We start from the raw sequence: 26,050 nt of genomic DNA, 5'->3' as shown, positions 1-26,050 counted from the left end.
AAGGTCATCGAGGAAGCACCCTCACCTCTGCTTGACGAGGCAACGCGCGTCCGCATCGGTGAAGCGGCCTGCAACGCGGCCCGCAGTGTCGACTATGTGGGTGCCGGCACCGTGGAGTTCCTCGTGTCCGACGACGCACCCGACGAGTTCTTCTTCATGGAGATGAACACGAGGCTGCAGGTGGAACATCCCGTCACCGAAATGGTCACTGGTGTGGACCTGGTCGAGTGGCAGGTGCGCATCGCGGCGGATGAGAAGCTCACGCTCGCGCAGGACGACGTCGTGCTCACCGGCCACGCCGTGGAGGCGCGCGTGTATGCGGAGGATGCGGAAGCCGGATTCCTTCCGTCGGCGGGCACCGTCGTCGACCTCGCAGAACCGCACGGCGAAGGCATCCGTGTGGACAGCGCCCTGCTGCCGGGGCTGGAGATCTCACCGACCTACGATCCGATGCTCTCAAAGGTCATCGCGTGGGCTGATTCCCGCGCGCAGGCACTTGACCGCCTCGACCGTGCCCTTGCACAGACAAGGGTCGCGGGACTGCGCACCAACATCGAGTACCTGCGGTTGCTCATCAACGACGACGACGTCCGCGCCGGCAGACTCGACACCACCCTGATCGAGCGGAAGCTTCCAGGGCTCTCCTTCCGGACGGCGGCCGGTGCTGAGTTGGCTGCGGCCGCCGTCGTACTCGCTGAAGAAAGCGTGACCCGAGGCGCGCGCCGTCGTGCCGGCTCTCCCTGGCACACCGGCGACGGCTGGCGGCTCGGAGGGGTCCACGCCCCTACTCCGGTCCAGCTCCAGGTGGCAGGCTCAGCACCGCAGACCGTCCCGATCACACGGGATGGCGAGCGAAGCCTCGTCACTGTGGGCGGAAGTCGTTTCGAGGTGTCCCGACTGCCCGCCCCCGCGAGCGGTGAAGCTCCCCGCGCCGTGGTCGACGGCGTCACGCTGGACACGCGCCTGGTTCGGGCCGGGTCAACGCTCTGGTTGACCGACGCCGGCTGGTCCCAGCCCGTTCGCCTGCTGACACGCGAGGAAGTCCTGCAGGCGCAGTTGGCAGCCGTCTCGCGGTCTGAGGGCGCGGCCGACCCCGAGGTGCGCTCGCCGATGCCGGGAACGGTCATCACCGTGAATGTCACCGACGGCGATCCCGTGACGGAGGGCCAGGTCCTTGTCACGGTCGAAGCGATGAAGATGGAGCACCAGCTCACCGCCGCCGTTACCGGAACGGTCGCCATCTCCCTCAGCCCGGGCGACCTCGTGTCGGCGAATCAGGTTGTTGCCCGCATTCACCCCGTACCGTCCGGCGACGCAGAAGATCCTGCCGCCGGTCCCGTCCCTCCAGAACAGGAAGATCCCCAGTCATGAACTTTGAACTGAGCGAGGAATACCAGGACCTTGTTGATACCGTCCGGGAGTTCGCAGACCAGGTCGTAGCGCCGGTCTCCGCCAAACACGACGAAGAGCACAGCTTCCCATACAAGGTGATCGCCCAGATGGGAGAACTGGGACTCTTCGGCCTCCCGTTCCCCGAACAGTACGGCGGCATGGACGGCGACTACTTCGCCCTGTGCCTCGCGCTTGAGCAGCTGGCGCGGGTGGACCAGTCCGTGGCCATCACGCTCGAGGCAGGCGTGTCGCTTGGAGCGATGCCGGTGTACCGCTTCGGGACCGAAGAGCAGAAGCAGCAGTGGCTGCCCATGCTGACGAGCGGTGAAGCGCTCGCCGGTTTCGGCCTGACCGAGTCGGAGGCCGGCTCGGATGCCTCCGGAACCAAGACCAACGCGAAACTGATTGACGGCGAGTGGGTGATCAACGGCACCAAGGAGTTCATCACCAACTCGGGCACCGACATCACCCGTCTGGTGACCGTGACAGCAGTCACCGATACCTCCACGCGCGACGACGGCACGGTGAAGAAGGAAATTTCCACCCTTCTCGTGCCGACCGATACGCCAGGATTCACCGCCGAAAAGGCATACAACAAGGTCGGCTGGAACGCATCAGATACGCACCCACTGACCCTGAAGGACGTCCGCGTCCCGGAAGCGAACCTCCTCGGCACCCGCGGCCGCGGTTACGCGAACTTCCTCCAGATTCTCGACGAGGGCCGCATCGCAATCGCTGCCCTCGCTACCGGTGCCGCCCAGGGCTGCGTCGAGGAGTCAATCCGGTACGCCAAGGAACGCCAGGCCTTCGGCAGCAATATCGGTGCCTACCAGTCCATCCAGTTCAAGATTGCGCGGATGCAGGCGAGGGCCCATACCGCGCGCCTCGCCTATTACGACGCCGCTGCCCGGATGCTGGCAGGCAAGCCGTTCAAGACGCAGGCGTCCATCGCTAAGCTGGTCGCAGGCGAGGCAGCGATGGATAACGCCCGTGACGCCACGCAGATTTTCGGCGGATACGGGTTCATCAATGAGTTCACGGTGTCCCGCCACTATCGTGACTCGAAGATCCTTGAGGTCGGAGAAGGAACCACCGAGGTGCAGCTGATGCTCATCGCCCGCGAGCTCGGACTCTGACCACCCAGCTCACCGAGCTGATCGATTTGTAAGGGAGAAGCAGTGATAGACAAAGTCGTCGCCTCAGCAGCCGAGGCCGTAGCGGACATTCCGGATGGAGCGTCCCTGGCCGTTGGCGGGTTCGGACTCTGTGGGATTCCGGTAGCGCTGATTGACGCGCTGCATGAACAGGGGACCAAGGAGCTTGAGACCATCAGCAACAACTGCGGAGTGGACGGCTGGGGCCTCGGCAAACTGCTTGATGACCATCGTCTCCGGCGCACCATCAGCTCCTACGTCGGCGAGAACAAGGAGTTCGCCCGGCAGTACCTTGCCGGCGAACTCGAGGTGGTCCTGACCCCCCAGGGAACGCTTGCGGAGAAGCTGCGCGCCGGCGGGGCGGGCATCCCCGCCTTCTATACGACGGCCGGCGTGGGCACACAGGTGAGCGAAGGCGGCCTGCCGCAGAAGTATGACGACGCCGGCAACATCGCCATTGCGTCAGCACCCAAGGAAGTGCGGGAATTCGGCGGACAGGACTACGTGCTGGAGGAGTCAGTAAATCCCGACTTCGCGCTGGTGCACGCCTGGAAGGGCGACCGTCACGGCAATCTCGTCTTCCACGCAACTGCCATGAACTTCAACCCGCTGTGTGCGCAGGCAGGCAGGATCACCATCGCCGAGGTGGAGGAACTGGTGGAGCCGGGTGAACTGGATCCGGAACACATTCACACGCCGGGTATCTTCGTGCAGCGGGTAGTCCACACACCGAACATTGAAAAGCGGATCGAGAAGCGGACAGTGTCCCTCGACGCTGCGTCGTCCGCCCCCACGGAAACCTCCAGCCAGGCGAAGGAGCTTTGATCATGGCGCTGACACGGAATGAACTCGCCGCCCGGGTGGCGCAGGAACTGGAGAACGGGCAGTACGTCAACTTGGGCATCGGTATGCCCACCCTGATCCCCAACTACATCCCCGCCGGAGTGGAAGTGGTGCTTCACTCCGAGAACGGGATTCTCGGCGTCGGGCCTTACCCCACAGAGGACCAGCTGGATCCGGACCTGATCAACGCAGGAAAGGAGACCGTCACCGTCAACAAGGGCTCGGCCTTCTTCGACTCCGCGTCCTCGTTCGGGATGGTGCGCGGCGGCCACGTCGACCTCGCAGTCCTGGGTGCCATGGAGGTTGCTGCCAACGGCGACCTGGCCAACTGGATGATCCCGGGAAAGATGGTCAAGGGCATGGGCGGCGCCATGGACCTGGTATTCGGAGCCAAGCGCCTGATCGTCATGATGGAGCACGTCGACCGCAACGGGAACCCCAAAATCGTCCAGCGCTGCTCGCTTCCGCTGACGGGCAAGGGCTGTGTGGACCGCATCATCACGGACCTTGCGGTGATCGATGTCGACCACGAGCGCGACGGCGGCACGCTGGTCCTCCGCGAGACGGCTCCGGGAGTGAGTGTCGATGAGGTACTGGCGGCTACGGGTGCGCCGGTGGAGGTCGACCTCGATGACGAGTGAGAGTCCTGCACCACGATCCGTCGTGCAGCGTGGGCTCTACTACGACGAACTGCACACCGGAGTGGTGTATGCACACCGCCCGGGCAGGACGCTCACGGAGGCGGACAACGTCCTGTTCACCACCATGACCATGAATACCCAGGCGCTGCACCTCGATGCGGCATGGAGCGCTGAGCAACCGTTCGGCCAGCGGTTGGTGAATTCGATGCTGACCCTTGCCACCGTCGTCGGGCAGTCAGTTGCCCAGCTGACACAGGGCACAATCGTGGCGCAGTTGGGCCTGACGGATGTCTCGTTTCCCAAACCGCTGTTCCACGGTGACACCCTGTATACGGAGACCGAGATCACGGAGAAGCGTCCGTCGAAGTCCCGTCCGGGGCAGGGACTGGTGACCATGAAGCACACCGGACGCAATCAGCACGGCGAGGTAGTGGCCCTGGCCACCCGGACCGTGTTGATGTGGTCCTCAGCTGCGCGCGGAGAGGGGCACGGAGAGGGACACGGCGTCCATGACTGACTTCACGATGGGCCCGGCCCTGCTCTTCTGTCCCGGTGACCGGCCTGAGCGGTACAGCAAGGCGGCGGAACGGGCTGACGCAGTCATCCTCGATCTGGAGGACGCAGTAGCTCCCGACCGCAAGGCTGCGGCCCGCGAAGCGTTGATTTCGCATCCGCTCGATCCGGCGAAGACCATCGTGCGAGTCAACCCCGCTCAGAGCCACGAGTTCGCACTGGACCTCCAGGCACTCCGGGAGACGGCGTACCGGACGATCATGTTGGCCAAAGCCGAAGGCGGCGAGGACCTGTGGGCGCTGAACGGGTTCCACGTCGTTGCGCTGTGTGAGACGGCACGCGGCGTGCTCAAAGCGAGCGAGCTGGCTGAGGAGCCCAACGTCGTCGCCCTCATGTGGGGAGCGGAGGACCTGGTGGCTTCGCTCGGCGGCACCGCCAGCCGCAAGGACGACGGCGGCTACCGCGACATTGCCAGACACGCCCGCTCCACTGTGCTCCTGGCGGCTGCAGCAGCGGGCAAGCAGGCCGTCGACGCGGTCTACGTCAACATTCCGGACGTCGACGGACTTGCCGAGGAAGCACGCGACGCTGTGGCCTCCGGATTCGGTATGAAGGCGTGCATCCACCCCAGTCAGGTGCAGATCATTCGGGATGCGTACCGTCCCTCGGCGGAGGAAGAGCAGTTCGCTCGCGACGTGCTGGCCGAGGCGCAGCGCCACGGCGGAGTGTTCACCTTCCGGGGAAAGATGGTCGACGGGCCCATCCTTCGCCACGCCGAGCAGACCCTGCGGCGGGCACAGCGCACCTGACCTTCCGCGTTGAGTTGGCAGGACACACCCCGAAGAGCGAGCCAAAAGGGACGTGTCCTGCCAAGTCAACACATCGGGAGGGGTACGCGATACTGGAGGAATGGAGTACCCACGAGCCCAGCCTGGTCCGCGCCGCGTCGTCATTCTTGGATCCACCGGCTCAATCGGCACCCAGGCACTCGATGTCATCGCGCAGTCACCGGAGCTTTTCACGGTTGCCGGGTTGTCAGCCGGCGGATCGAACCTGTTGCTGCTGGCCGCACAGGCCGTGGAAACCGAAGCCCCCGTGGTGGCGGCTGCAGTCGCCTCCGCTGAAGAACTCAAGACCGCCATCGACGACGCCGCCCGCGCTTCCGGCAAGCCGTCGTACCGGCCGGAGATCTTCGCCGGCCCCGATGCCTCAACGCATCTTGCCGCCTGGCCGGAGGCCGACGTCGTCCTCAATGCCATCACCGGGTCGATCGGACTCGCACCCACCCTCGCAGCCCTGAGGCAAGGCCACCTGCTGGCACTGGCCAACAAGGAGTCACTCATTGCCGGTGGGCAGCTGGTCCGGGACGCGTCCCGCCCTGGGCAGATCGTGCCGGTCGACTCCGAGCACTCTGCGATCGCGCAGGCACTGCGGTCCGGCACCGCCGACGAAGTGCAACGGCTTGTCCTCACCGCCTCCGGAGGCCCATTCCGCGGCCGGTCACGTGCGCAAATGTCCTCGGTCACCCCGGCGGAAGCTCTTGCGCACCCCACGTGGGACATGGGACTCATGGTGACCACCAACTCGGCGACGATGGTCAACAAGGCTCTCGAAGTCATCGAAGCGCACCTGCTGTTCGACGTACCCCTCGACCGTATTGACGTCGTCGTCCATCCCCAGTCGGTGGTCCATTCGATGGTCGAATTCATCGACGGGTCTACTCTCGCCCAGGCCTCCCCGCCGGATATGCGGTTGCCCATCGCCCTTGGCATCGGCTGGCCGAACCGGGTGAGCGGAGCGGCCGCGGGCTGCGACTGGACGAAAGCAACCTCGTGGACGTTCGAACCGCTGGATGAGGAAGCGTTCCCGGCCGTCGCACTGGCGAAGGACGCCTCGGCCCTCGGCGGGACCCATATGGCGGTCTACAATGCCGCCAACGAAGAGGCAGTAACGGCATTCCATGCCGGACGGATCGGCTTCACGGACATCGTGGATACGGTACGCGCCGTCGTCGAAAGCCACACGAGCGACTCCGACGTCACCCTTGAGTCCGTACTCGACGCCGAGGCGTGGGCACGGCGCAGCGCGCGGATTCGTTGTGGCTTCCAGGATTGAAATGCAACCACCAAGAAGGATCTGACGAGTGACCATTGTGCTGTTCATAGCCGGCGTGCTGTTCGTGGCTGTCGGCATTGCAGCGTCCATCGCGCTGCACGAAGTGGGCCACTTGGTTCCCGCGAAGCTTTTTCGGGTGCGCGTTACGCAGTACATGATCGGGTTTGGTCCCACAATCTTCTCGCGTCGCAGGGGCGAGACGGAGTACGGCGTGAAGGCCCTCCCACTGGGCGGCTACGTCTCCATGATCGGCATGTTCCCACCCGCGAAAACGGTCGACGGCGGTGCAGCGGTCCGTCAGTCCAGCACCGGAATGTTCCAGCAACTGGCGGCCGACGCCCGCCAGGCGGCCGCTGAGCAGCTTCGTCCGGGCGATGAAAACCGTGTCTTCTACAAGCTGCCCATCTGGAAGCGCATTGTGATCATGCTCGGTGGGCCGGTGATGAACCTGCTGATCGGCATTGTCATGTTCGCCATCCTCATCATGGGATTCGGGTCCGCGCAGCCCACCACCACAGTTTCCGAGGTCTACCAATGCGTTGTGCCCGCCGACCAGCAGCAGGAAACCGGACAGACCGACTGCGGACCCGCAGACCCGGCCGCGCCCGCGTTTGAGGCGGGCCTGAAGCCGGGCGACCGCATTGTCACCTTCGACGGACGCGAGGTGACCGGCTGGATGGAACTTTCTTCCTGGATCCGCGACGCTGCCGGCCGGGAGGTACCCATCACCTATGTCCGGGACGGCGAGACCTTCAGTTCGACGATCGAGCCCCTGCTGACCGAACGACCCGTTCCGGACATCGATGGGAGGGCACTCCTGAACGCGGACGGCACACCGGTCATGCAGGAGGTCGGTTTCATCGGCGTCGGCTCCCAGCAGGAACTGGTGCCGCAGCCGGCGTCGGAGGTCATGCCCGCGGTGGGGGATAGCCTGGTCCGGGTGACCGGGGTCGTACTGAATCTGCCGCAGCGGGTGGCTCAGGTGGCTGAAGCCGCATTCTCTGACGCGCCGCGCGATCCGGAGGGCCCCATCAGCGTAGTGGGTGTGGGCCGTATTGCAGGCGAGGTGTCCGCCATGGAGGAAATTCCTTTCGAAGCCCGGGCGGCGACGCTCGTGGGTCTGGTGGGAGGCGTGAACCTTGCGCTGTTCGTGTTCAACCTGATCCCGCTCCTGCCGCTCGACGGCGGCCATGTCGCCGGAGCTCTGTGGGAAGGTCTGCGCCGGAGTATTGCCCGACTGTTCAAACGGCCGGACCCGGGCCCGTTTGATATGGCAAAGCTCCTGCCCGTCACGTATGCCGTCGCAGTCCTGCTGATGGGCATGGGCGCCCTCTTGATCTACGCAGACATCGTCAAGCCGGTGGATCTCTTCGGCTAGGTTGAATTTCACATTTCACCCTCTTTAGGTTGAATTAGGTAATCCAACCTTCTATGGTTGAACGATGTACGTCCTGACGATCGACCAACGCGACAGTACCCACACAGGGGACCGGGTCCCGGACCTGCTGGCTTGTCTCGAAGACGTGCCCTCGGAGGTGTCCTTCGAACGCTCAGTCGGCGATGAGATCCAGGGTGTCCTGGGATCAGCCGAGGCGGTCGTCGAAGCGACCCTTCGGTGCGTGCGCGACGGCGGATGGTACGTGGGAATAGGCATCGGCACCGTGGAACTTCCCTTACCGGCAAGCCCGCGGGAGGGGCGCGGAAGCGCCTTCGTCGCGGCGAGGGCCGCCGTCGAACGCGCCAAGAAGACGGCGGACCGCGCCCCGCTCGCGGTGGAAGGCCGCCACGGCGCCGCCGAAGCTGAAGGTGTGCTGTCGCTCATCGGGCGATTCGTCATGAACCGGTCCGAAGCGGAGTGGCGCATCCTGGACCTTCTTGAGCCCCAGCAGAGGGGAAGCCAGTCGGCGGTCGCCCGGGCACTGGACATCAGCCCCCAGGCAGTGAGCAAGGCGGTCTCCCGCTCAGCATGGATCGAGGAATGGGCGGCTCGTCCCGCTGCCGCAGTATTGTTGCAGCTGGCGGAGGAGAATGTTCACCCGGCCGCGGATGGGGGAAGAAAATAATGGAGATTTTGTGGGGATTTCTGGCGCTGCTCGCTGCCGGCTTGCTGGGCTCACCCATCACGCTGGCCGTCCTGCGCCTCGCGCGGGCCGTGGATGAGCAGCAGAACCAGTCCGTCCCCGGACCGGACGTTTCCGCAACGGACGTAGAGTCGACGCCGGAAGCCGAGGTTGCTCTCCACGAGTCGGCTCCGGACACCCCGGGGGTTCTTCGCGGTGGACTCGTGATCGGCATCCTCGAACGGACCGGTGTTGCGCTGGCGATCCTCCTCAATGAGCCGGTGGCTATCGCCTACGTCGTGGCAATCAAAGGTCTCGGGCGCTATGCGGAGCTCAAAGAAACCCCTGCAGCCGCCGAACGTTTCATCATCGGGACGCTGACATCCCTGCTGTGGGCGTGCGCTGTCGCGGGCCTCACAGCGGTCTATCTCCTCTGATCACGTAGGGTGGAGACATGAGTGTTTTTGCAGTCGAGTACGTGTATGGTGCCGAATCCGCAGCCAGCCGGGATGAGCATCGCCCCGCGCACCGCGAATGGCTGAACCAGCTGGTCAGCAAGGGAAACGTCCTGGCATCCGGCCCCTTCGCAGACAACGCAGGGGCGCTGCTGCTCTTCGTTGCAGGCAGCGAAGCTGAGCTGAGCGACCTCCTGAAGCAGGATCCTTTCGCAACCGCGGGCGTCATCTCCGCGGTCAAGACAACACAGTGGAACCCCGTCATCGGAGTTCTCTCGGAGCACGCGGACCGGTAGCCGGCCTGCCGCACCCAGGATCCGTCCCTCCCCACCAAGCCTTACCTATCCCTGGAGGATGCTTTGACCTCGGTCAACCTCGGAATGCCCGCCGCTCCGCCGCCCACCCTGGCGCCTCGGCGCAAAACCCGCCAGATCAAGGTGGGGTCTGTAGGCGTTGGATCGGACTCACCGATCAGCGTCCAGTCGATGACCACTACTCCCACTACCGACATCAACGCGACGCTCCAGCAGATCGCTGAACTGACGGCGTCGGGCTGCGACATCGTCCGCGTGGCGTGCCCGTCTGCCGACGATGCCGAAGCGTTGCCCATCATCGCGAGGAAGTCGCAGATCCCCGTGATCGCTGACATCCACTTCCAGCCGAAGTACGTCTTCGCCGCGATCGACGCCGGCTGCGCCGCGGTCCGTGTGAACCCGGGAAACATCCGGAAGTTCGACGACCAGGTGAAGGAAATCGCGGCCGCCGCCAAAGCTGCAGGCACGTCCATCCGCATCGGCGTCAACGCCGGTTCGCTCGACCCCCGGTTGATGGAAAAGTACGGCAAGGCGACCCCCGAGGCGCTCGTCGAGTCCGCTGTCTGGGAAGCATCGTTGTTCGAGGAACACGACTTCCACGATTTCAAGATTTCGGTCAAGCACAACGACCCTGTTGTGATGGTGAGGGCCTACGAACTGCTGGCTGAGCGGGGCGACTGGCCGCTGCACCTCGGGGTCACCGAAGCCGGGCCTGCGTTCCAAGGCACCATCAAGTCCGCTACAGCCTTCGGCGCGTTGCTCTCCAAGGGAATCGGTGACACCATCCGGGTCTCCCTGTCGGCACCCCCCGTTGAGGAAATCAAGGTCGGAAACCAGATCCTCCAGTCGCTGAACCTGCGTCCGCGCAAGCTGGAAATTGTGTCCTGTCCCTCCTGCGGCCGAGCCCAGGTGGATGTGTACACCCTCGCCGACCAGGTGACTGCCGGTCTCGAGGGTATGGAGATTCCCCTTCGAGTTGCCGTGATGGGTTGTGTGGTCAACGGTCCGGGTGAGGCACGCGAAGCCGACCTCGGTGTGGCTTCCGGAAACGGCAAGGGCCAGATCTTCGTCAAGGGAGAAGTCATCAAGACTGTTCCTGAGGACCAGATTGTTGAGACACTCATTGAAGAAGCAATGAGGATTGCCGAAGAGATGGGCGAAGCCGATGGCGAAACTGCTGGCTCGGGTGGCCCCGTGGTTACCGTCCGGTAGACAGTCCCCGAGTGGAGTAGCCTTTCGGACTCTCACGGGGAGGGACACCCCACCTCTCTGGGAGTTGGTGAACTCGGACAGCACGGCCAACGTTTTCATGGCCGCGCACCTCGAGGCGTCCGGCACGGCCGCGCCGTCGTCGTCCGGCGGGGAAGTGATCGGGGCGTTCCGCGGCTCCCGGATGCTTTCCGCCTGCTGGACAGGAGTCAACCTGGTCCCCATCGGGATGGCAGGTGATGACGCCGCGGCACTGGGCACGCTGCTCGGCGAAAGCGGACGGCGGTTTTCCTCCATCTTCGGTCCGGCGGAGAGCGTGATGGGCATCTGGTCCACCTTCAGTCCCTACAGCCCCGACCCGTTCGACGTTCGTGCCGAGCAGCCGCTGCTCGAGATCAGCGAGCCCTCGCCCGTTCGCCCGACGCCGACGCTCCGCCACACGCGAAGTGAGGAGCTGGAGAGAATCCTTCCCGCCTGCGCGGCCATGTTCGAAGAGGAAGTGGGATACTCCCCGTACATCGGAGGCGAGGAACACTACCGGCGGCGGGTGGCCAGCCTTATTCGCAGGCGCCACTCGCTGGTGGATTTTGACGACGACGGCCAGGTGATTTTCAAGGCAGAGTTGGGGACGGTGTCGGCCAGCACAGCGCAGATCCAGGGCGTCTGGGTCAACCCGGTGTATCGCGGACAGGGACTTAGCGCAGGCTATATGTCCGCCGTCGTGAACGAGGCGCTCAAACTGGCGCCGGTCGCCAGCCTGTACGTAAACAACTTCAACTCCCGGGCACTGGCGCTGTACAGGACGGTCGGATTCAGGCAGTCAGGTCTCTTCGCTACCGTCCTCTTCTGATCTCCGAATCCGTTCCTCTCCAGTCCCGCCGCGAAAGGCTTGTCATGACCAGCGCGCATCGCATCGGCGTCGCACTCGCCGTTGTCCTCGCGCTGGCCGCCTGCACCGGCGCGCCGGTCGAAGAAGAGCCGGCGGCATCATCGACGCCCACGAACACCGCATCCTCCGCTGAGCCCGGTACGGGCCAGCCGGATCCCGTTCCCGGCGGCGCGCCGCAAGACGGCGACGGTTCCCAGCTGGACCCGGCGGAGCTGGTTGCGGTGCTCACTGCTGTGGACGAGGCGGAATCCCTGAATGCCCAGGTAATTCCGGACGCAGAAATCCGCACCCGCGAGAAGGAAGCCGCTCAACAGGTCGCGGGCATCACGGTGACTCCCGAGGAGTGCCACGCCTACATCGAATCCAGTCCCGACGTGTCGGAAGGGGCCAGCCGCGGTGCGATGACCTTTGCGGGGGAGTCATCCCTGCAGCCCGACACCGTCAGCCTGTCGAGTTTCGCGTCGGCAGAGGCGGCGCGTGCACAGGTGCAGGCGAGCCGGAAGCAGTTGGGTCCCTGCTCCGAGTTCACCATGGACATCTCCAACCAGTCCGTCCGTACGACCGTGGAGCAGATCTCAGCGAATACCGCGGCAGACGAAACCCTGGCCCTGCGCACCACCGCCCAGGTGCCCGGGACCATCCAGCAGTCAATCACGGTCAGGGCCGCGGTGGGCAGCACAGTGGTGGACGTGCTCGTGGGGAGCTCAACGGATCCCGAAGCCGACGTCGCCCGGGCGGAGAAGCTGACTGACCTGGTCGTGGCGGAGCTGCGGCTCCGCTGAACTGCGGTGTCATTTACAGTCCGCCGGACCGGTTAGATTGGTAGGTGTTGTTTACTGCCGCCGTACTCCCTTCATCCGCGGCAGAAAGTGCCAAAGAAACGGATTCCAAGCGTGGTCCTTCGACTCTCCACTCTTTTCCTGCGCACGCTGCGCGAAGATCCCGCCGAAGCTGAGGTGGCGAGCCACCGCTTGCTGCTGCGCGCCGGTTACATCCGCCGTGCCGCTCCGGGCATCTACAGCTGGCTGCCGCTCGGACTGAAAGTCCTCGCCAGGGTGGAGACGATCATCCGCGAGGAGATGGATTCCATCGGCGCTCAGGAGGTTCACTTTCCTGCGCTGCTGCCCAAGGAGCCTTACGAGGCCACCAACCGCTGGACCGAGTACGGCGAGGGCATCTTCCGCCTGAAGGACCGCAAGGATGCGGACTATCTCCTGGCGCCCACCCACGAGGAAATGTTCACGTTGCTCGTCAAGGACCTGTACAACTCCTACAAGGACCTGCCGCTCAGCCTCTACCAGATCCAGACCAAATACCGCGATGAGGCCCGGCCGCGGGCAGGGCTCCTCCGCGGACGCGAATTCATCATGAAGGACTCCTACTCCTTCGATGTCGACGACGCCGGTCTCGAGCGCAGCTACGAGCTGCACCGTGAGGCCTACCTGCGGATCTTCGCCCGGCTCGGGCTTGAGGTGATCCCGGTAGCCGCCACCGCCGGAGCGATGGGAGGCTCCCGCAGCGAGGAGTTCCTGCATCCTTCCGACATCGGAGAGGACACCTTCGTGGTGTCCGACGGCGGATACGCGGCGAACGTCGAAGCCGTCACCACGGTGGTGCCGGCCGAGCTTGACTACGCCGATGCGCCCGCCGCCGAGGTACGGGACACGCCTGATACCCCGACCATCGAGACGCTGGTCGACCACTCCAACTCAGTCCTGCCGCGTGAGGACCGCCCGTGGACTGCTGCTGACACCCTCAAGAACGTCGTGCTCGCGGCAGTTCTGCCCACGGGTGAGCGCGAGCTCGTGGTTGTTGGAGTCCCGGGCGACCGGAACGTCGACCTGAAGCGTATTGAGGCCAACATCGCCGTCCACCTGTCTGTCGGCGGTGAGGTTGCCGTTGAGGCAGCCACCGACGAGGACCTGAAAAAGCACCCGGGGCTGGTGAAGGGTTACATCGGTCCGGGCCTCAGCCCCGATTCAGCGGTGCTGGGCTCGAAGAGCGCTACCGGCCTTCCCTTCCTGGTCGACCCGCGGGTCGTCTCCGGCACCGCGTGGGTCACCGGGGCAAACGTCCAGGGAAAGCACGTCTTCGGCCTCATTGCCGGCCGTGACTTCACGTGGGACGGCGTGATCGAATCAGTTGAAGTGCGTGAAGGTGACGAAGCCCCGGATGGCTCCGGTCCGCTCCGCGCACAGCGTGGAATCGAGATGGGACACATCTTCCAGCTCGGACGGAAGTACGCTGAGGCGCTCCACCTGAAGGTCCTTGACCAGAACGGCAAGCTGACAACGGTCACCATGGGCTCCTACGGCGTCGGCGTCACGCGTGCGGTGGCAGCACTGGTGGAATCCAACCGCGATGACAAGGGCATCATCTGGCCGCGCAACGTGGCACCGGCAGATATCCACCTCGTCGCGACGGGCAAGGGCTCTGAGATCTTCGCTGCCGCCGAGGAACTGGCAGCCGAACTGGAGGCCAGGGGCCTGAGCGTTCTGTACGACGACCGGCAGAAGGTATCTCCGGGCGTGAAGTTCGGCGATGCCGAATTGATCGGTATTCCGACCATCGTCGTCGTCGGCCGTGGGCTGGCTGAGGGCCAGGTGGAGGTCAAGGACCGCCGAACAGGTGAGAGCGGGAATGTAGCTGTGGCAGACGTCGTCGAGCATCTGCTGACGCTCGCCCGCGCCTGAGGCGCTCACGGTGATGTCCGGGCTGGAAGAAATCCAGCTGGCTACAATCGTGCTCGTCGTGGTGGCGGGCTTCGCCGCCGGTTGGGTTGATGCCGTGGTGGGCGGCGGAGGGCTGATTCAGCTGCCCGCACTGCTGATGGTGCCGGGCATTACCCCCGTGCAGGCTTTGGCCACGAACAAGATGGGTTCCATCTTCGGCACGACGACGAGCGCCGTCACCTTCTTCCGGCGCGCGAGACCGGATCTTCGGACCGCGGTGCCGATGGCGGTCATCGCGCTCATCGGCAGTTTCGGCGGTGCTGTCCTCGCGGCGTCGCTTCCGGCGTCGGTGTTCAAGCCCATCATCATCGTTGCGCTGGTGGCGGTGGCCATCTTCACCGCATTCCGTCCGACCGTCGGCACCCTCACCAAGCTGAGGCACACCGGTCACCGGCACTACGGGACGGCCGGCGCGATCGGGCTGGTCATCGGCTTCTATGACGGTCTGATCGGACCGGGTACAGGTTCATTCCTGATCATCGCAATGGTCACCCTGCTCGGATACAGCTTCCTGGGCGCCAGCGCGAAGGCAAAGATCGTGAACATGGCCACCAACTTCGGTGCGTTGGTCTTCTTCCTGCCCAACGGCTCCTTGCTGTGGGGCGTCGGCCTGATCCTGGGCCTGGCTAATATGGTTGGCGGCTATGTCGGTTCCCGGATGGCGATCACCCAGGGCAGTACCTTCATCCGAGCGGTGTTCCTGGTGGTCGTCGGAGCCCTCATCCTGAAGCTCGGCTATGACGTGTGGGTCGAGAACATTCGCTGAGTGACGGTTACGGGGCGGCAAGGCGGCCAGCCGGCGGCAGGTGCCCCAGCGGCTTGCGCAGAAGATTGCTCGCGACCCACAGCGAGCGGTCGGCGTCGTCGGCTTTCCCCTCGCGGAGGTAGCCCAGCGCGTTCTCCACTTCCCGGACCACCGACCAGTCTCTGGCCAGCATGGCATCCAGACCCGCGGCGAGTGCAAGGTCGGTGCACCGGTCGCGCAGGTGCGCCGCCGGGTCAGATTCCGACAGGTCGCTGATCCGATTCCACAGCATCGGGGCTACAGCGAACTCTGCATCTCCCAACACCGGCTTGGGATCGATCGCGAGGAACTGACGGGGCCGCTCGGGTACCGGCAGGATGTTCAGGTAGTGCAGATCGGAGTGAACAAGCACGTCGTGGTCCCGGCGCCGGCCCACCGCCCCATGCACCTGGCACACCTCAAGGGCGTACTCCAGCAGCCAGCGGTCGAACGGCCGCCCAAGCATCTCCCACTCGAGCGGCAACGTGTCCGTCCACTGCTCAGCCTGATCGGCGACGGAGGGGATGGACAACCATCTCGGGTCCGGTCCTGTGGAACCGCCAGGCCTGATGGAAAGCCGGCGCATGATCGATCCCCAAATCTCTGTGGTCTCGTTCAGGGGCAGCTCCGCAAGAGATGAATCGCCGTCGAGCCGCTCAAGAAGCAGCACGAAATCGTCGCCGGCACTGTCGAGCAGTTCAACGGCTCCGCGGCCGTCCCACAACGCCAGAGCCTCAGGCTCGGCTGCGGCCTCCGCGTGCGGGGCTGTGATCTTGAGGACGGCGGGACGCCCGTCGGCACAGGCAACGGGAAGCACGACGGCGCAGTGTCCTGTCCACGGTGCAGCCTCCGGTTCCAGCTCGAGAACCAGATCCCATTGGTCCAGGTAACGCTCGGCGATGCCGGCCCAGCACTCCAGCCACGCCCTGCCGCTTGGCAGGCTCAGGACCCTGCGCACCAAGGTGCGCGGGAGCTCGATGTTGAGTGCGTCCACCCGTCAAGACTAGCTGGCAGGCTCCGGCAAGCGTGGATACTCGACCGGGTCGATCCCGGGCAGTATTCCCGGGGCGTCCTTGGGCGACGTTCCTTCCACGGACTCGGCGAGGTGCTGGGCCGTTTCAACGAGTTGGCGCAGCGCCCACTCACGCACAGGTCCCGGTGCGCTGACTCCGACGAGGTCGGCGTAGGTAACTGTCAACCCGCTCTCAAGCTCCCGCAGCGCGTCGTCGGGCGCCGACTGGAAGCTGTCGTCGAGGGCGTAGGCGGCTGCCGGGAGCGGCTCGGCGACGCAGTGCTGCGCCAGTACGGCGGCACCCAGGGCGGCTGCGCTCTCGTGCTGCGCCATCCGCCGAAGGAAAGGTGCGGGATCGTCGGCACGGGCGGCGATCACCTCATACGCATAGGAGGCACGCTGTTCCGCCAGCACCGCCGTCCGTGCACCATCCAGGCCGGGCTCCGGCTCCTCCAACGTAGTGGTTTCCAGCGGGCACGCCGGTTCAGTGAGGTCGTCATGGCGCACTTCGGGCACCGGAATCCCGGGAACGGCGGCGTCGAGGCGCCCGGCAAGCTCCCGGCTCTGGAGCCATTGCGCAGTTGCCGCCGACGCCAGGACGCGGGAAGGGCCCGGTTCCACTGTGGCGGCAGCTTCGAAGCTCTCGGTATAGGAGGCTGTCAGCTCGGCCAGCAGGTCAGCAGGGGAGGGTGCCGGCGTCGTTGTCGCGGTGGAAGGCGACGGCGTCGAACTTACGACGGGGGAGACGGAGGGGGAGGGCGATTCCGTCGCGCCGGCGGGCCGGAGCGCGAGGGCATGTATCCCGAACATCTCCGCAAGCTCGGCATAGTCCGAGCCGTTGGTCACAGGTACTGTCCGCTCCAGGGCGGTGGCGGTGGATGCCAGGCCGTTGGCCGCGGTGGAGGCGCCGCTAAGGGCGACTTCCTCTGCGCTCGGTACGCGGTCCGGAGAACCCTTGCCGATGACCAAACCGATTGACGCGACGAGCAGGAGAACAAGCATCAGCACGACCGTCCGCAGGACACGCCGAACTGCTCCACCGAAGCCGCTGCCGGTGGTGGCGGAACGGTCATTCGATTGCGTCACAACCGATCATCATGCCATGCGAGAGACCCGTGTGGTGTGCCATTCACCGACCTGTCATAAAGTCGTTAGGGTAGTAGCTACAAGATCATCGAGCGGGAGGCGGCAATGGCTGTTAGGTCCGGCAAGCAGACCACTGCCGAAAGGCAAAAGGCTCCGGCATACGGCCGTAGTGAGACTCCCGCACACCTCAACGCCGCAGCTGAAGCCCAGCGGCTGAGGGATTTTCTGCGGCCCACCGTGGAGCAGCACAAGTTGATCCTCGAAGACGTCGAGGTCCGCATCGCCGGAAGCCACCGGACACTGCACGTAGTTGTCGACCTACCGGACGACGGCGCTGAGGGAGTGAGCCTCGACACCATTTCCGAAGTTTCGCAGAGCGTCTCGAATGCCCTCGACAACGATCCCGGCGACGACGGACGTCCCTACAATCTGGAGGTTTCATCGCCGGGTGTTTCCCGGCCGCTCACAGAGCCGCGACACTGGCGACGGAACGTCGGCCGGCTGGTGGACGTAAAGCTGGTAGACGGTGAAGTACTTGAGGGGCGGTTGATCGCCGCTGAGGAGCAGTCGATTTCCCTCACACCGCTCTTGACCGTCAAGAAGGGCACCAAGCCCAAATTCGGTGAAGACCGGGAGATTCCCTACGACCAAATCCGCAAGGGTACCGTTCAGGTTGAGTTCACCCACGCTGATGCCGAGGAATCCGGCGGCGACAATGACTGATTACACCGCTGGTTGCTGAGGAGGCCCCCAATGGACATAGATATGAGCGCTCTGCGGCTACTTGAACGCGAGCGTGAAATTCCCCTTGACCTGTTGATCCCAACGATCGAGCAGGCGTTGCTGGTTGCGTATCACAAGACCACCGGTGCACAGGATATTGCCCGGGCGGAGCTGGACCGTCGGACCGGCCACGTCACCATCTGGGCGACGGAAGTCGACGACGACGGCGTAGCAGTGGGTGAGTACGATGACACGCCCACCGGTTTCGGGCGGATCGCGGCGAGCACCGCGCGTCAGATCATCCTTCAGCGGTTGCGCGACGCCGAGGACGACAACATCCTGGGTGAGTTCCGTGGCAAGGAGGGCGAGCTGGTAGCCGGCCTGATCCAGCAGGGCAACAACCCGCACATGATCCAGGTGAATCTTGGATCGGTGGAAGCGCTGCTGCCGCCGCCGGAGCAGGTCCCCGGCGAGAAGTACCTCCACGGAACCCGTCTGCGTGCGTATGTGATCGACGTGCACCGCGGAATGAAGGGTCCGTCAATCACGCTGTCGCGGTCGCACCCGAACCTCGTGCGGAAACTCTTCGAACTCGAGGTTCCCGAGATCGCGGACAAGAGCGTGGAGATTGTGGCGCTGGCGCGGGAAGCCGGCCACCGCACCAAGATCGCGGTGAAAGCCCATGTTCCGGGCGTCAATGCGAAGGGTGCCTGCATCGGCGAGATGGGCTCCCGCGTTCGCGCGGTGATGAATGAGCTCAACGACGAAAAGATCGACATCGTCGACTACAGCGATGATCCGGCGACCTTCATCGCCAGCTCACTGTCACCGTCGCGCGTTTCGTCAGTGACCATCACGGATGAGAAAACCCGCAGCGCACGTGTCGTCGTGCCTGACTACCAGTTGTCTCTCGCTATCGGCAAGGAAGGCCAGAACGCGCGGCTTGCAGCGAAGCTGACCGGATGGCGCATCGACATTGCGTCGGACGCCGCCGGAGCCTGAGGCAGCGGGGAACTTTCCTCGACAATTTGCCAATGCGTCATATCGACGTCCATGGCGCTAGAATGGATAGGGCTTATGTCGTTACGCCACCAGCCGGTACGAACCTGCATCGGTTGCCGGGGCCGTGACGACCAAGTCTCTCTGGTTCGATGGTCAGCGGTTAACCGTGGCGGCGTCAGCGTCGCTGAGGTGGATCTTCGCCGTCGGCTGGAGGGCAGGGGTGCCTGGTTGCACCCCCGGCCGTCCTGTGTGGAGCTCGCGCTCAAACGCAAAGCGTTCAACCGCGCCTTTCGGGGCCCGGTGGATACGCAGAGCGTGGAACATTGGCTGCACACACTCCAGGGCAACTCCTGATGGGGCTGTCCTGTATGAACACCGTCCTCCCTGAAAGCGGGTCAGAAAACTGATGGAAACCCGATGAGTACCCAGCCATGAGTGCCCAACGATGAACAATCTGTTGAGCTCTGCAATCGGCGCGTCAACTGCTTCGGCGGTTGGGGTCTGCAGTAGGAATTAGACGGTTCGCTCCTTACTCGGTGCGGACCGAGAAGGAGAAATGTGGCCAAGGTCCGCGTACACGAGCTTGCAAAAGAGCTCGGCATTACCTCAAAGGATGCAGTAGCAAAGCTGCAGGAACTGGGCGAATTCGTCCGGTCGGCATCCTCAACCATCGAAGCCCCCGTCGTGAAGAAACTTCGCGGTGCTTTCCCCGATGCGCCGGCAGCCGCCAAGGCGCCCGCATCAACACCGGCGCGAGCTCCCCAGCCCGCGCCCAAGGCAGCAGCGTCCCCGCGACCGGCTCCGGCTGCTCCGGCTCCGGCGCCCGCCCCGGCACCGGTTTCCGAGAAGCCCGCAGCACCGGCGGCATCGGCAACTCCGGCGCCCGAGGCACCCCGCGAGCAGGCACCTGCAGCCCCGGCGTTCAAGGCACCTGCTGCTGCGAAGCCGGCTCCAGAGGCTCCGGCAGCCCCCGAATCCGGTTCCACCAGCGATTCCGGAACTGACCGTAAGCCTGGCCCGAAGCCTGCAGCCGCACGGCCGACGTCGGCACGCCCCGGAGCAGCTCGCCCCGGTGGTGATCGTGCAGGCGGTCCCCGCCCCGGCAACAACCCCTTCGCAACGTCCCAGGGCATGCCCCGATCCGGGCGTGGTGACGGCGATCGTGCCGGCGGCCCCCGTCCGGGCAACAACCCCTTTGCAACATCGCAGGGCATGCCGCGTCCAGGAGGGCGCCGCGATGACGAGCGACCACCCCGTCCGGCTGCCGGAGCGGGCGGTCCGCGTCCCGCCGCCGGTGCGGGCGGTCCCCGTCCGGGAGCACCGCGTCCGGGAGCACCCCGCCCCGGTGCACCGCGTCCCGGTGGTGCCGGCGGAGCCCGGCCGACTCCCGGCATGATGCCGAACCGTACCGAGCGCCCCGCGGCTCCCGGTCGCGGTGGAGCTGCCGGTGCCGGACCTCGTCGTGGTCCCGGTGGAGCCCCTGGTGCCGGTGCTGGAGCCGGTGGCGGCGGCGGAGCGCCGGTCGGCGGCGGTTTCGGCAAGGGCGGCCGCGGACGCGGCGGTACTGCCGGTGCCTTCGGTAAGGGTGGTGCCGGTCGCGGCAAGCAGCGCAAGTCGAAGCGGGCGAAGCGGCAAGAGCTCGAGCAGATGTCAGCCCCGTCGCTGGGCGGCGTCAGCGTTCCCCGCGGCGACGGCGGCACTGTTGTACGGTTGCGCCGCGGTTCGTCGATCACTGACTTCGCCGAGAAGATCGATGCGAACCCCGCAGCTCTGGTGACCGTGCTCTTCCACCTCGGTGAGATGGCTACGGCAACCCAGTCGCTGGATGAAGCAACGTTCGAGGTTCTCGGTGACGAGCTCGGCTACAAGATCCAGGTTGTGTCCCCGGAGGACGAGGAGCGTGAGCTGCTCGAGAACTTCGACATCGACCTGGATGCAGAGCTTGACGCTGAAGGTGACGCGCAGCTTGAAGCACGTCCGCCGGTGGTAACGGTCATGGGCCACGTCGACCACGGTAAGACCCGACTGCTGGATGCGATCCGCAAGTCGAACGTCGTGGCAGGCGAGCACGGCGGCATTACCCAGCACATCGGCGCGTACCAGATCGACCACGAGCACGAGGGCGACAACCGCGCGATCACCTTCATCGATACTCCGGGTCACGAGGCGTTCACCGCCATGCGTGCCCGTGGTGCAAAGGTGACCGATATCGCCGTGCTGGTTGTGGCTGCGGATGACGGCGTCATGCCTCAGACCGTTGAAGCGCTCAACCACGCCCAGGCGGCCGGCGTTCCGATCGTCGTTGCAGTGAACAAGATCGACAAGGAAGGGGCTAACCCGGACAAGGTCAAGGGTCAGCTCACTGAATACGGTCTGGTTCCGGAAGAGTACGGCGGCGACACCATGTTCGTGCACGTCTCCGCGCTGCGGGGCGAGGGAATCGACGAACTGCTCGAAGCGGTACTGCTCACGGCGGACGCGGCGCTCGACATGCGAGCCAACCCGAACAAGGACGCCCGCGGAATTGCCATCGAAGCGAACCTCGACAAGGGCCGCGGCGCAGTAGCGACCGTGCTGGTCCAGTCGGGAACGCTGACGGTCGGCGACACCATCGTCGCGGGTATCGCTCACGGACGTGTCCGTGCGATGTTCAACGAGGACGGCGAAAACGTCTCGGAGGCGGGTCCGTCCCGTCCGGTACAGGTACTGGGTCTGTCCACAGTGCCCCGTGCAGGCGACACCTTCCTGGTTACGTCGGATGAGCGCACCGCCCGTCAGATCGCTGAGAAGCGTGAGGCAGCAGACCGCAACGCGGCGCTGGCCAAGCGCCGCAAGCGCGTCAGCCTGGAAGACTTCGACCAGGCCGTCGCCGAGGGCAAGGTTGACACCCTCAACCTCATCCTCAAGGGTGACGTTTCGGGTGCGGTCGAAGCCCTCGAGGACTCGCTGCTCAAGATCGACGTCGGCGAAGGAGTCGCCCTGCGCGTCATCCACCGCGGCGTGGGTGCCATCACGCAGAACGACGTCAACCTGGCAACTGTCGACAACGCGATCATCATCGGCTTCAACGTTCGGCCCGCTGAGCGTGTGGCCGAGCTTGCCGACCGCGAAGGCGTGGACCTGCGCTTCTACTCGGTCATCTACGCAGCAATTGATGACATCGAGCTGGCGCTCAAGGGCATGCTCAAGCCGGAGTACGAGGAAGCGCAACTCGGCACTGCCGAGATCCGGGAAGTCTTCCGGTCCTCCAAGTTCGGCAACATTGCAGGCTCGATCGTTCGTTCCGGTGTAATTCGCAGGAATTCGAAGGCACGTCTCATCCGTGACGGGGTCGTGGTTGGCGACAACCTCACCGTCGAGTCGCTGCGCCGTTTCAAGGACGATGCCACCGAGGTCCGGACGGACTTCGAATGTGGTATCGGTCTGGGCTCCTTCAACGACGTCAAGGAAGGCGACATCGTGGAGACCTACGAGATGCGCGAGAAGCCTCGGGTCTAGGGTTCATCTCAGGCGGGGCCGCTGCATGCAGCGGCCCCGCTTCCTGCCCCATTCCGACGACGGGCCATTGCCGCCGTCGTCGTTGTCGCTCCCTGAGGGGAGGAAGTAAGGAGAAGTCATGGCAGACGCCGCACGCGCCGCACGGTTGGCGCAGCGCATCAAGGTCATTGTCGCCGAAGCCCTCCGCCGTCGGGTCAAGGACCCCCGGCTTGAAGCGGTCACCGTCACTGACGCCAGGGTCACCAACGACCTGCAGCACGCCACCATCTACTACACGGTGTTCGGCGAGTCAGAGGAACAGGCCGCAGTGCACAAGGCGCTGGAATCAGCGAAGGGTGTGCTCCGCTCTGAGGTGGGCAGGAACATCACGGCCCGTTTGACCCCCACGCTCGAGTTTGTTCCGGACGAGATCCCGGTCAACGCAAGCCATCTCGAAGATCTGCTGCGCACCGCGAAGGAACGGGACGCGGAAGTTGCGGAACTCGCTCGGAAGGCCGCTTTTGCCGGCGATGCTGATCCGTACCGCAAGCCCGGTGAGGAAGACGACCGGGACGACGAGTCGCGTTAGTCCTGTTTGCGCCCAGGAAGCCTGCTCACTCCGGTGAGCAGGCTTTCCTTGTCTGTACAGAGCGCGATGCGGATCCACCCCTCTCCGTTGGAACCGAAGGCAGTTCCCGGAGCGACCGCGACGCTCTGCTCCGCGAGGAAGGTCCGGACCCAGGAGCGCACATCGCCCCCGGTCGCGTGGGACATGTCGGCCCACAGGTAGAACGCTCCTTGCGCCTCAAGGTAGGGAATCCCGAGTGAACGAAGCACCGACGTCGCCGCGTCCCGGTTGGAACGGTAGTGAGCGGCCGCCGTTTCAATGTAGTCGGTGGGTCCGGTCAAGGCAGCGATCGCCGCATACTGGGGCGACGCTCCGACACAGGAGACGATGGATTCCATCACCGCGTTGAACTGTTGCCCCAGCCCGTCCGGCAGAATCAGCGCTCCTATCCTCAGTCCCGTCAGCCCGAACGTCTTTGACAGGGTGAGTGAGGTCAGCACACGCCGCGGCGTTCCCTCGAAGCGTGCAGGGCTCACGTGCGGAACGCCGTAGGTGAACGCTTCGTAGCATTCATCCGAGAGAATCCACAGGTCGTGGCGTTCAGCGAACTCCACGAGCTCCCTGGTGAGGTCCTCGCTGAAGACGGCGCCGAGCGGATTCGAGGGGGAATTCAGCACGAGAAGCCGGGTTCTCGGGTTCACCAGCTGCTCCAGGTCGCTGATCTTCGGCTGGAACCCGTTGTCCGGGCGGAGGGGGTAGTCGACAGCGCGAGCGTGCACCAGCTGGGCAGTCATGATGAAGGTCGGGTAGCCCGGGTTGGGAATGAGGACTTCGTCCCCAGGCTCAAGCAGCATGCTCATGGCCAGGTGCAGGCCCTGTTGCGCACCGGCAGTCACGTAGACCCGTGACGGGTCGACATCCACACCGTTCACTGTTCCGAAGCGTGCCGCGAAACCCTGACGCAGCACAGCGAGGCCCTCATTCGGTGTGTAATTCGTGTCGTCCCTGTCCAGCGCGGCGATTCCAGCGTCGAGGATGTGGCGGGGAACGGGAAACCCCGGCTCGCCGATGCTGAGTACGACGGCGTTGGGCGTCGCCCACGCGGCCTGGGTGATCTCCCGAATCTGGTTGGAGGGAAGGTTCTCGACGTGCTTGGCGATGGACGGCATACGGGCATCGTAGCGAGTGACGGGCGGGAAGGCGCCGAGACCTATACTGGAAGGCGTGAATTCCGGGCAGGTCCACTCAGGACTAGTGATAGTGGACAAGCCGCAGGGCTGGACCAGCCATGATGTCGTCGGCAGGATGCGGCGGTTGGCGGGAACCCGGAAGGTGGGGCACGCGGGTACCCTCGACCCCATGGCCACAGGGGTCCTCGTGGTTGGAGTGAACCGCGCGACGCGCCTGCTGACGTACATTGTGGGCACCTCCAAGACCTACACAGCCACGATCCGCCTGGGGCAGTCCACCATCACCGACGATGCCGAGGGCGAAGTGACGTCGGAGGTCTCGGCTGAAGTGGTTCCATCGGAGGCTATTCGGACGGCGGTTGCCGCACTCACCGGTTCGATCAGCCAGGTTCCCAGCAGCGTCAGCGCGATCAAGGTGAATGGTGAGCGTGCCTACAACCGCGTTCGCTCCGGGGAGGACGTGGTTCTGCAGCCTCGGCCGGTGACGGTTCACAGTTTCGATATTTCGGAGATCCGCCGGCTGCAGGGCGGAGTCGTACAAGACCTCGATGTAACGGTGCGGTGCAGTTCCGGAACCTACATCCGCGCCTTGGCGCGGGATCTCGGGGCCGCTCTTGGGGTCGGCGGGCACCTCACGGCGCTGCGCCGGACAGAGGTGGGACCGTACAGTCTCGACCAGGCATCAACCCTCGAAGAATTGGCACAGGATTTTCGGCTGCTCGGCATCGATGAAGCCGCCCGCGCACTCTTTCCCGTTCGTGAGCTGAGTGATTCAGAGGCTCAGGATCTTTCCCATGGCCGCAGGATTGGTGCCAGCGCCGACACCCCAGCGCCCTCAGCGGACCACACTGACCGTCCGGTTGCCGCTTTTGCCCCGGGCGGCGCGTTGATCGCCCTCCTCGAGAACCGGGGCCTGGAGGCCAAACCTGCCCTGGTCTTCGCACCCGGCGAGGCGGGCGCCTGATGGTGGTCGACGGTTTTTTCATCGCCGGCACGGTGGTGTGCCTTCTCTCGACTCTCATTTGCATCGGTGCGGCCGTGATCAGGCAGCCTCCCAATGACGTGACCATCCTTGCAGTGGCAGCCGTGGAGCTGTTCCTCCTCGTGTACCTGGTGGCGGGGATTTTCCGGCAGGCCGGCGGGGAACCCGTTACGGGCGAGGTATGGGAGTTCTGGGGCTATTTGCTGACCGCGTTGATGATCCCGGTGGGCGCGTTCTGGTGGGCAATCCTTGAGCGTTCACAATGGAGCAACCTGGTATTAGGCGCGGTAGGAGTGACCATTTTCGTGATGCTGTACCGGATGGAGCAGATATGGGACGGAGCAGTGCCGGCATGAACAGGCACGATGCAACGGGGGAGGCGGCTCACACCTCCGATGGCGCAGGTGTTGCCGGTGGAACCCAGGAACCGGGCGCTTCCGCAGGCACCCTGAGCAGGGGCCCGGGCCGCCTCCTCATTGCCGTGTACGGTGTTTTTGCGCTGGCGGCCACCGCGCGCGCGGCGTTCCAGCTCGCGACGAAATTCGACGAGGCTCCGCTGGCCTATGTGCTGACCGCGGTGGCCGCCCTCGTGTATGTCTTCGCTACCGTCTCCCTGAGCCGGTCGGGGGTGCGCTGGTACAGGTATTCCCTCGCTGCGGTGTCCCTCGAGCTGATCGGGGTCCTGACTGTGGGGACCCTGAGCGTTGTCGATCCGGTCCTCTTTCCCGCCGACACGGTCTGGTCGGTGTACGGCCGGGGATACGGCTTTGTTCCGCTGATCCTGCCGGTGCTTGGCCTGTGGTGGCTCTACCGACACCGTGCCGTAACGGCCGCGAACCGACGCACGTGAGCGCCGGGAGTGAGAGGATGAGCTGAGAGGGCCCGGCCCTGGCGGATCATCGAGCACAG

The 26,050-nt window shown here is 64.8% G+C and carries 27 protein-coding genes; 24 read left to right on the top strand and 3 right to left on the bottom strand.

Annotation, left to right across the window (positions count from 1 at the left end):
* The 16 genes from RIF85_RS03985 to RIF85_RS03910 form a co-directional block, all read left to right on the top strand.
* Window positions 1–1,371 (top strand): biotin/lipoyl-containing protein (locus RIF85_RS03985; RefSeq protein WP_309070615.1); only part of this gene is annotated, 1,371 nt, incomplete at its 5' end.
* Window positions 1,368–2,528, top strand: coding sequence for an acyl-CoA dehydrogenase family protein (locus tag RIF85_RS03980; RefSeq protein WP_309070614.1), 1,161 nt, complete (start codon window positions 1,368–1,370; stop codon window positions 2,526–2,528). The genes RIF85_RS03985 and RIF85_RS03980, both read left to right, overlap by 4 nt.
* 42 nt (window positions 2,529–2,570) lie before the next feature.
* A complete protein-coding gene (locus RIF85_RS03975) occupies window positions 2,571–3,371 on the top strand; it encodes a CoA transferase subunit A (RefSeq protein ID WP_309070613.1) in 801 nt (266 codons plus the stop codon).
* 2 nt (window positions 3,372–3,373) lie between these two features.
* The gene (locus RIF85_RS03970) at window positions 3,374–4,030 is read left to right on the top strand and encodes a CoA transferase subunit B (protein ID WP_309070612.1); all 657 of its coding nucleotides are present in this window, start codon (window positions 3,374–3,376) and stop codon (window positions 4,028–4,030) included.
* Complete coding sequence (locus RIF85_RS03965) at window positions 4,020–4,547, top strand: MaoC family dehydratase (protein ID WP_309070611.1); 528 nt, start codon at window positions 4,020–4,022, stop codon at window positions 4,545–4,547. Before RIF85_RS03970 ends, RIF85_RS03965 begins: the two co-directional genes overlap by 11 nt.
* Window positions 4,540–5,352 (top strand): CoA ester lyase, encoded by an 813-nt coding sequence (locus tag RIF85_RS03960; protein ID WP_309070610.1) that lies wholly within the window; start codon window positions 4,540–4,542, stop codon window positions 5,350–5,352. Before RIF85_RS03965 ends, RIF85_RS03960 begins: the two co-directional genes overlap by 8 nt.
* A gap of 100 nt (window positions 5,353–5,452) precedes the next feature.
* A complete protein-coding gene (gene dxr, locus RIF85_RS03955) occupies window positions 5,453–6,658 on the top strand; it encodes a 1-deoxy-D-xylulose-5-phosphate reductoisomerase (RefSeq protein ID WP_309070609.1) in 1,206 nt (401 codons plus the stop codon).
* Window positions 6,659–6,686: 28 nt separating this feature from the next.
* Window positions 6,687–8,036 carry a site-2 protease family protein gene (locus tag RIF85_RS03950; protein WP_309070608.1) on the top strand — a complete coding sequence of 450 codons (1,350 nt, stop codon included), beginning with the start codon at window positions 6,687–6,689 and terminating at the stop codon, window positions 8,034–8,036.
* A gap of 64 nt (window positions 8,037–8,100) precedes the next feature.
* Window positions 8,101–8,721: a MarR family transcriptional regulator gene (locus RIF85_RS03945; protein ID WP_309070607.1), complete on the top strand. Its 621-nt coding sequence runs from the start codon at window positions 8,101–8,103 to the stop codon at window positions 8,719–8,721.
* Entirely contained in the window at window positions 8,721–9,155 is a 435-nt protein-coding gene (locus RIF85_RS03940; protein ID WP_309070606.1) for a hypothetical protein, read from the top strand. The genes RIF85_RS03945 and RIF85_RS03940 overlap by 1 nt, the downstream gene beginning before the upstream one ends.
* A 17-nt stretch (window positions 9,156–9,172) precedes the next feature.
* The gene (locus RIF85_RS03935; protein WP_309070605.1) at window positions 9,173–9,469 is read left to right on the top strand and encodes a YciI family protein; all 297 of its coding nucleotides are present in this window, start codon (window positions 9,173–9,175) and stop codon (window positions 9,467–9,469) included.
* A gap of 63 nt (window positions 9,470–9,532) precedes the next feature.
* The gene (gene ispG / locus RIF85_RS03930) at window positions 9,533–10,699 is read left to right on the top strand and encodes a flavodoxin-dependent (E)-4-hydroxy-3-methylbut-2-enyl-diphosphate synthase (RefSeq protein WP_309070604.1); all 1,167 of its coding nucleotides are present in this window, start codon (window positions 9,533–9,535) and stop codon (window positions 10,697–10,699) included.
* A 67-nt stretch (window positions 10,700–10,766) separates the two neighbouring features.
* Entirely contained in the window at window positions 10,767–11,546 is a 780-nt protein-coding gene (locus RIF85_RS03925; protein ID WP_309070603.1) for a GNAT family N-acetyltransferase, read from the top strand.
* 44 nt (window positions 11,547–11,590) lie between these two features.
* Window positions 11,591–12,367, top strand: coding sequence for a hypothetical protein (locus RIF85_RS03920; protein WP_309070602.1), 777 nt, complete (start codon window positions 11,591–11,593; stop codon window positions 12,365–12,367).
* Between the two features lie 111 nt (window positions 12,368–12,478).
* Window positions 12,479–14,278 (top strand): proline--tRNA ligase, encoded by a 1,800-nt coding sequence (locus tag RIF85_RS03915; protein ID WP_309070601.1) that lies wholly within the window; start codon window positions 12,479–12,481, stop codon window positions 14,276–14,278.
* A gap of 10 nt (window positions 14,279–14,288) precedes the next feature.
* Complete coding sequence (locus RIF85_RS03910; protein WP_309070600.1) at window positions 14,289–15,083, top strand: TSUP family transporter; 795 nt, start codon at window positions 14,289–14,291, stop codon at window positions 15,081–15,083.
* 7 nt (window positions 15,084–15,090) lie between these two features.
* Here the strand turns inward: RIF85_RS03910 and RIF85_RS03905 are convergent, their stop codons facing one another.
* Both RIF85_RS03905 and RIF85_RS03900 read right to left on the bottom strand, forming a co-directional pair.
* Window positions 15,091–16,095 carry an aminoglycoside phosphotransferase family protein gene (locus tag RIF85_RS03905; protein ID WP_309070599.1) on the bottom strand — a complete coding sequence of 335 codons (1,005 nt, stop codon included), beginning with the start codon at window positions 16,093–16,095 and terminating at the stop codon, window positions 15,091–15,093.
* A gap of 9 nt (window positions 16,096–16,104) precedes the next feature.
* On the bottom strand, window positions 16,105–17,199 hold the full coding sequence (locus RIF85_RS03900) for a DUF4439 domain-containing protein (protein ID WP_309070598.1): 1,095 nt from the start codon (window positions 17,197–17,199) through the stop codon (window positions 16,105–16,107).
* A gap of 105 nt (window positions 17,200–17,304) precedes the next feature.
* Here RIF85_RS03900 and rimP point away from each other — a divergent pair, with 105 nt between their 5' ends.
* The 5 genes from rimP to rbfA all read left to right on the top strand — a co-directional run bounded on the left by rimP (window position 17,305) and on the right by rbfA (window position 22,990).
* Entirely contained in the window at window positions 17,305–17,922 is a 618-nt protein-coding gene (gene rimP, locus RIF85_RS03895) for a ribosome maturation factor RimP (RefSeq protein ID WP_309070597.1), read from the top strand.
* A gap of 30 nt (window positions 17,923–17,952) precedes the next feature.
* Window positions 17,953–18,924: a transcription termination factor NusA gene (nusA, locus tag RIF85_RS03890; protein WP_309070596.1), complete on the top strand. Its 972-nt coding sequence runs from the start codon at window positions 17,953–17,955 to the stop codon at window positions 18,922–18,924.
* 51 nt (window positions 18,925–18,975) lie between these two features.
* On the top strand, window positions 18,976–19,278 hold the full coding sequence (locus RIF85_RS03885; protein WP_309070595.1) for a YlxR family protein: 303 nt from the start codon (window positions 18,976–18,978) through the stop codon (window positions 19,276–19,278).
* Window positions 19,279–19,482: 204 nt separating this feature from the next.
* Complete coding sequence (gene infB, locus RIF85_RS03880; RefSeq protein ID WP_309070594.1) at window positions 19,483–22,422, top strand: translation initiation factor IF-2; 2,940 nt, start codon at window positions 19,483–19,485, stop codon at window positions 22,420–22,422.
* 118 nt (window positions 22,423–22,540) lie between these two features.
* On the top strand, window positions 22,541–22,990 hold the full coding sequence (gene rbfA / locus RIF85_RS03875) for a 30S ribosome-binding factor RbfA (RefSeq protein ID WP_309070593.1): 450 nt from the start codon (window positions 22,541–22,543) through the stop codon (window positions 22,988–22,990).
* Here the strand turns inward: rbfA and RIF85_RS03870 are convergent.
* The gene (locus RIF85_RS03870; protein ID WP_309070592.1) at window positions 22,987–24,138 is read right to left on the bottom strand and encodes a pyridoxal phosphate-dependent aminotransferase; all 1,152 of its coding nucleotides are present in this window, start codon (window positions 24,136–24,138) and stop codon (window positions 22,987–22,989) included. The genes rbfA and RIF85_RS03870 overlap by 4 nt on opposite strands.
* A 55-nt stretch (window positions 24,139–24,193) precedes the next feature.
* Between RIF85_RS03870 and truB the strand changes: the two genes are divergently transcribed.
* Genes truB through RIF85_RS03855 form a run of 3 tightly spaced genes read left to right on the top strand, consistent with a single transcriptional unit; the run spans window position 24,194 to window position 25,991 of the window.
* A complete protein-coding gene (gene truB / locus RIF85_RS03865) occupies window positions 24,194–25,123 on the top strand; it encodes a tRNA pseudouridine(55) synthase TruB (protein ID WP_309070591.1) in 930 nt (309 codons plus the stop codon).
* Complete coding sequence (locus RIF85_RS03860) at window positions 25,123–25,497, top strand: hypothetical protein (RefSeq protein ID WP_309070590.1); 375 nt, start codon at window positions 25,123–25,125, stop codon at window positions 25,495–25,497. The genes truB and RIF85_RS03860 overlap by 1 nt, the downstream gene beginning before the upstream one ends.
* A complete protein-coding gene (locus RIF85_RS03855) occupies window positions 25,473–25,991 on the top strand; it encodes a hypothetical protein (protein WP_309070589.1) in 519 nt (172 codons plus the stop codon). Before RIF85_RS03860 ends, RIF85_RS03855 begins: the two co-directional genes overlap by 25 nt.
* The last annotated feature ends 59 nt before the right edge of the window (window positions 25,992–26,050 follow it).

The sequence above is a fragment of the Arthrobacter sp. genome, assembly GCF_031179385.1.
GTDB lineage: Bacteria > Actinomycetota > Actinomycetes > Actinomycetales > Micrococcaceae > Arthrobacter_D.
Note: the sequence above shows the minus strand (reverse complement) of the source record. Positions and strands in the feature narration are given on the sequence as shown.

Coding starts and splice junctions, on each gene's coding strand:
- RIF85_RS03855 (WP_309070589.1), top strand. CDS start 25,473: ATGGGACGGAGCAGTGCCGGCATGAACAGGCACGATGCAACGGGGGAG.
- rimP (WP_309070597.1), top strand. CDS start 17,305: ATGGCTGTTAGGTCCGGCAAGCAGACCACTGCCGAAAGGCAAAAGGCT.
- RIF85_RS03870 (WP_309070592.1), bottom strand. CDS start 24,138: ATGCCGTCCATCGCCAAGCACGTCGAGAACCTTCCCTCCAACCAGATT.
- nusA (WP_309070596.1), top strand. CDS start 17,953: ATGGACATAGATATGAGCGCTCTGCGGCTACTTGAACGCGAGCGTGAA.
- RIF85_RS03965 (WP_309070611.1), top strand. CDS start 4,020: ATGACGAGTGAGAGTCCTGCACCACGATCCGTCGTGCAGCGTGGGCTC.
- dxr (WP_309070609.1), top strand. CDS start 5,453: ATGGAGTACCCACGAGCCCAGCCTGGTCCGCGCCGCGTCGTCATTCTT.
- RIF85_RS03860 (WP_309070590.1), top strand. CDS start 25,123: ATGGTGGTCGACGGTTTTTTCATCGCCGGCACGGTGGTGTGCCTTCTC.
- RIF85_RS03960 (WP_309070610.1), top strand. CDS start 4,540: ATGACTGACTTCACGATGGGCCCGGCCCTGCTCTTCTGTCCCGGTGAC.
- RIF85_RS03980 (WP_309070614.1), top strand. CDS start 1,368: ATGAACTTTGAACTGAGCGAGGAATACCAGGACCTTGTTGATACCGTC.
- RIF85_RS03885 (WP_309070595.1), top strand. CDS start 18,976: ATGGCGCTAGAATGGATAGGGCTTATGTCGTTACGCCACCAGCCGGTA.
- RIF85_RS03970 (WP_309070612.1), top strand. CDS start 3,374: ATGGCGCTGACACGGAATGAACTCGCCGCCCGGGTGGCGCAGGAACTG.
- RIF85_RS03940 (WP_309070606.1), top strand. CDS start 8,721: ATGGAGATTTTGTGGGGATTTCTGGCGCTGCTCGCTGCCGGCTTGCTG.
- RIF85_RS03920 (WP_309070602.1), top strand. CDS start 11,591: ATGACCAGCGCGCATCGCATCGGCGTCGCACTCGCCGTTGTCCTCGCG.
- RIF85_RS03945 (WP_309070607.1), top strand. CDS start 8,101: ATGTACGTCCTGACGATCGACCAACGCGACAGTACCCACACAGGGGAC.
- RIF85_RS03935 (WP_309070605.1), top strand. CDS start 9,173: ATGAGTGTTTTTGCAGTCGAGTACGTGTATGGTGCCGAATCCGCAGCC.
- rbfA (WP_309070593.1), top strand. CDS start 22,541: ATGGCAGACGCCGCACGCGCCGCACGGTTGGCGCAGCGCATCAAGGTC.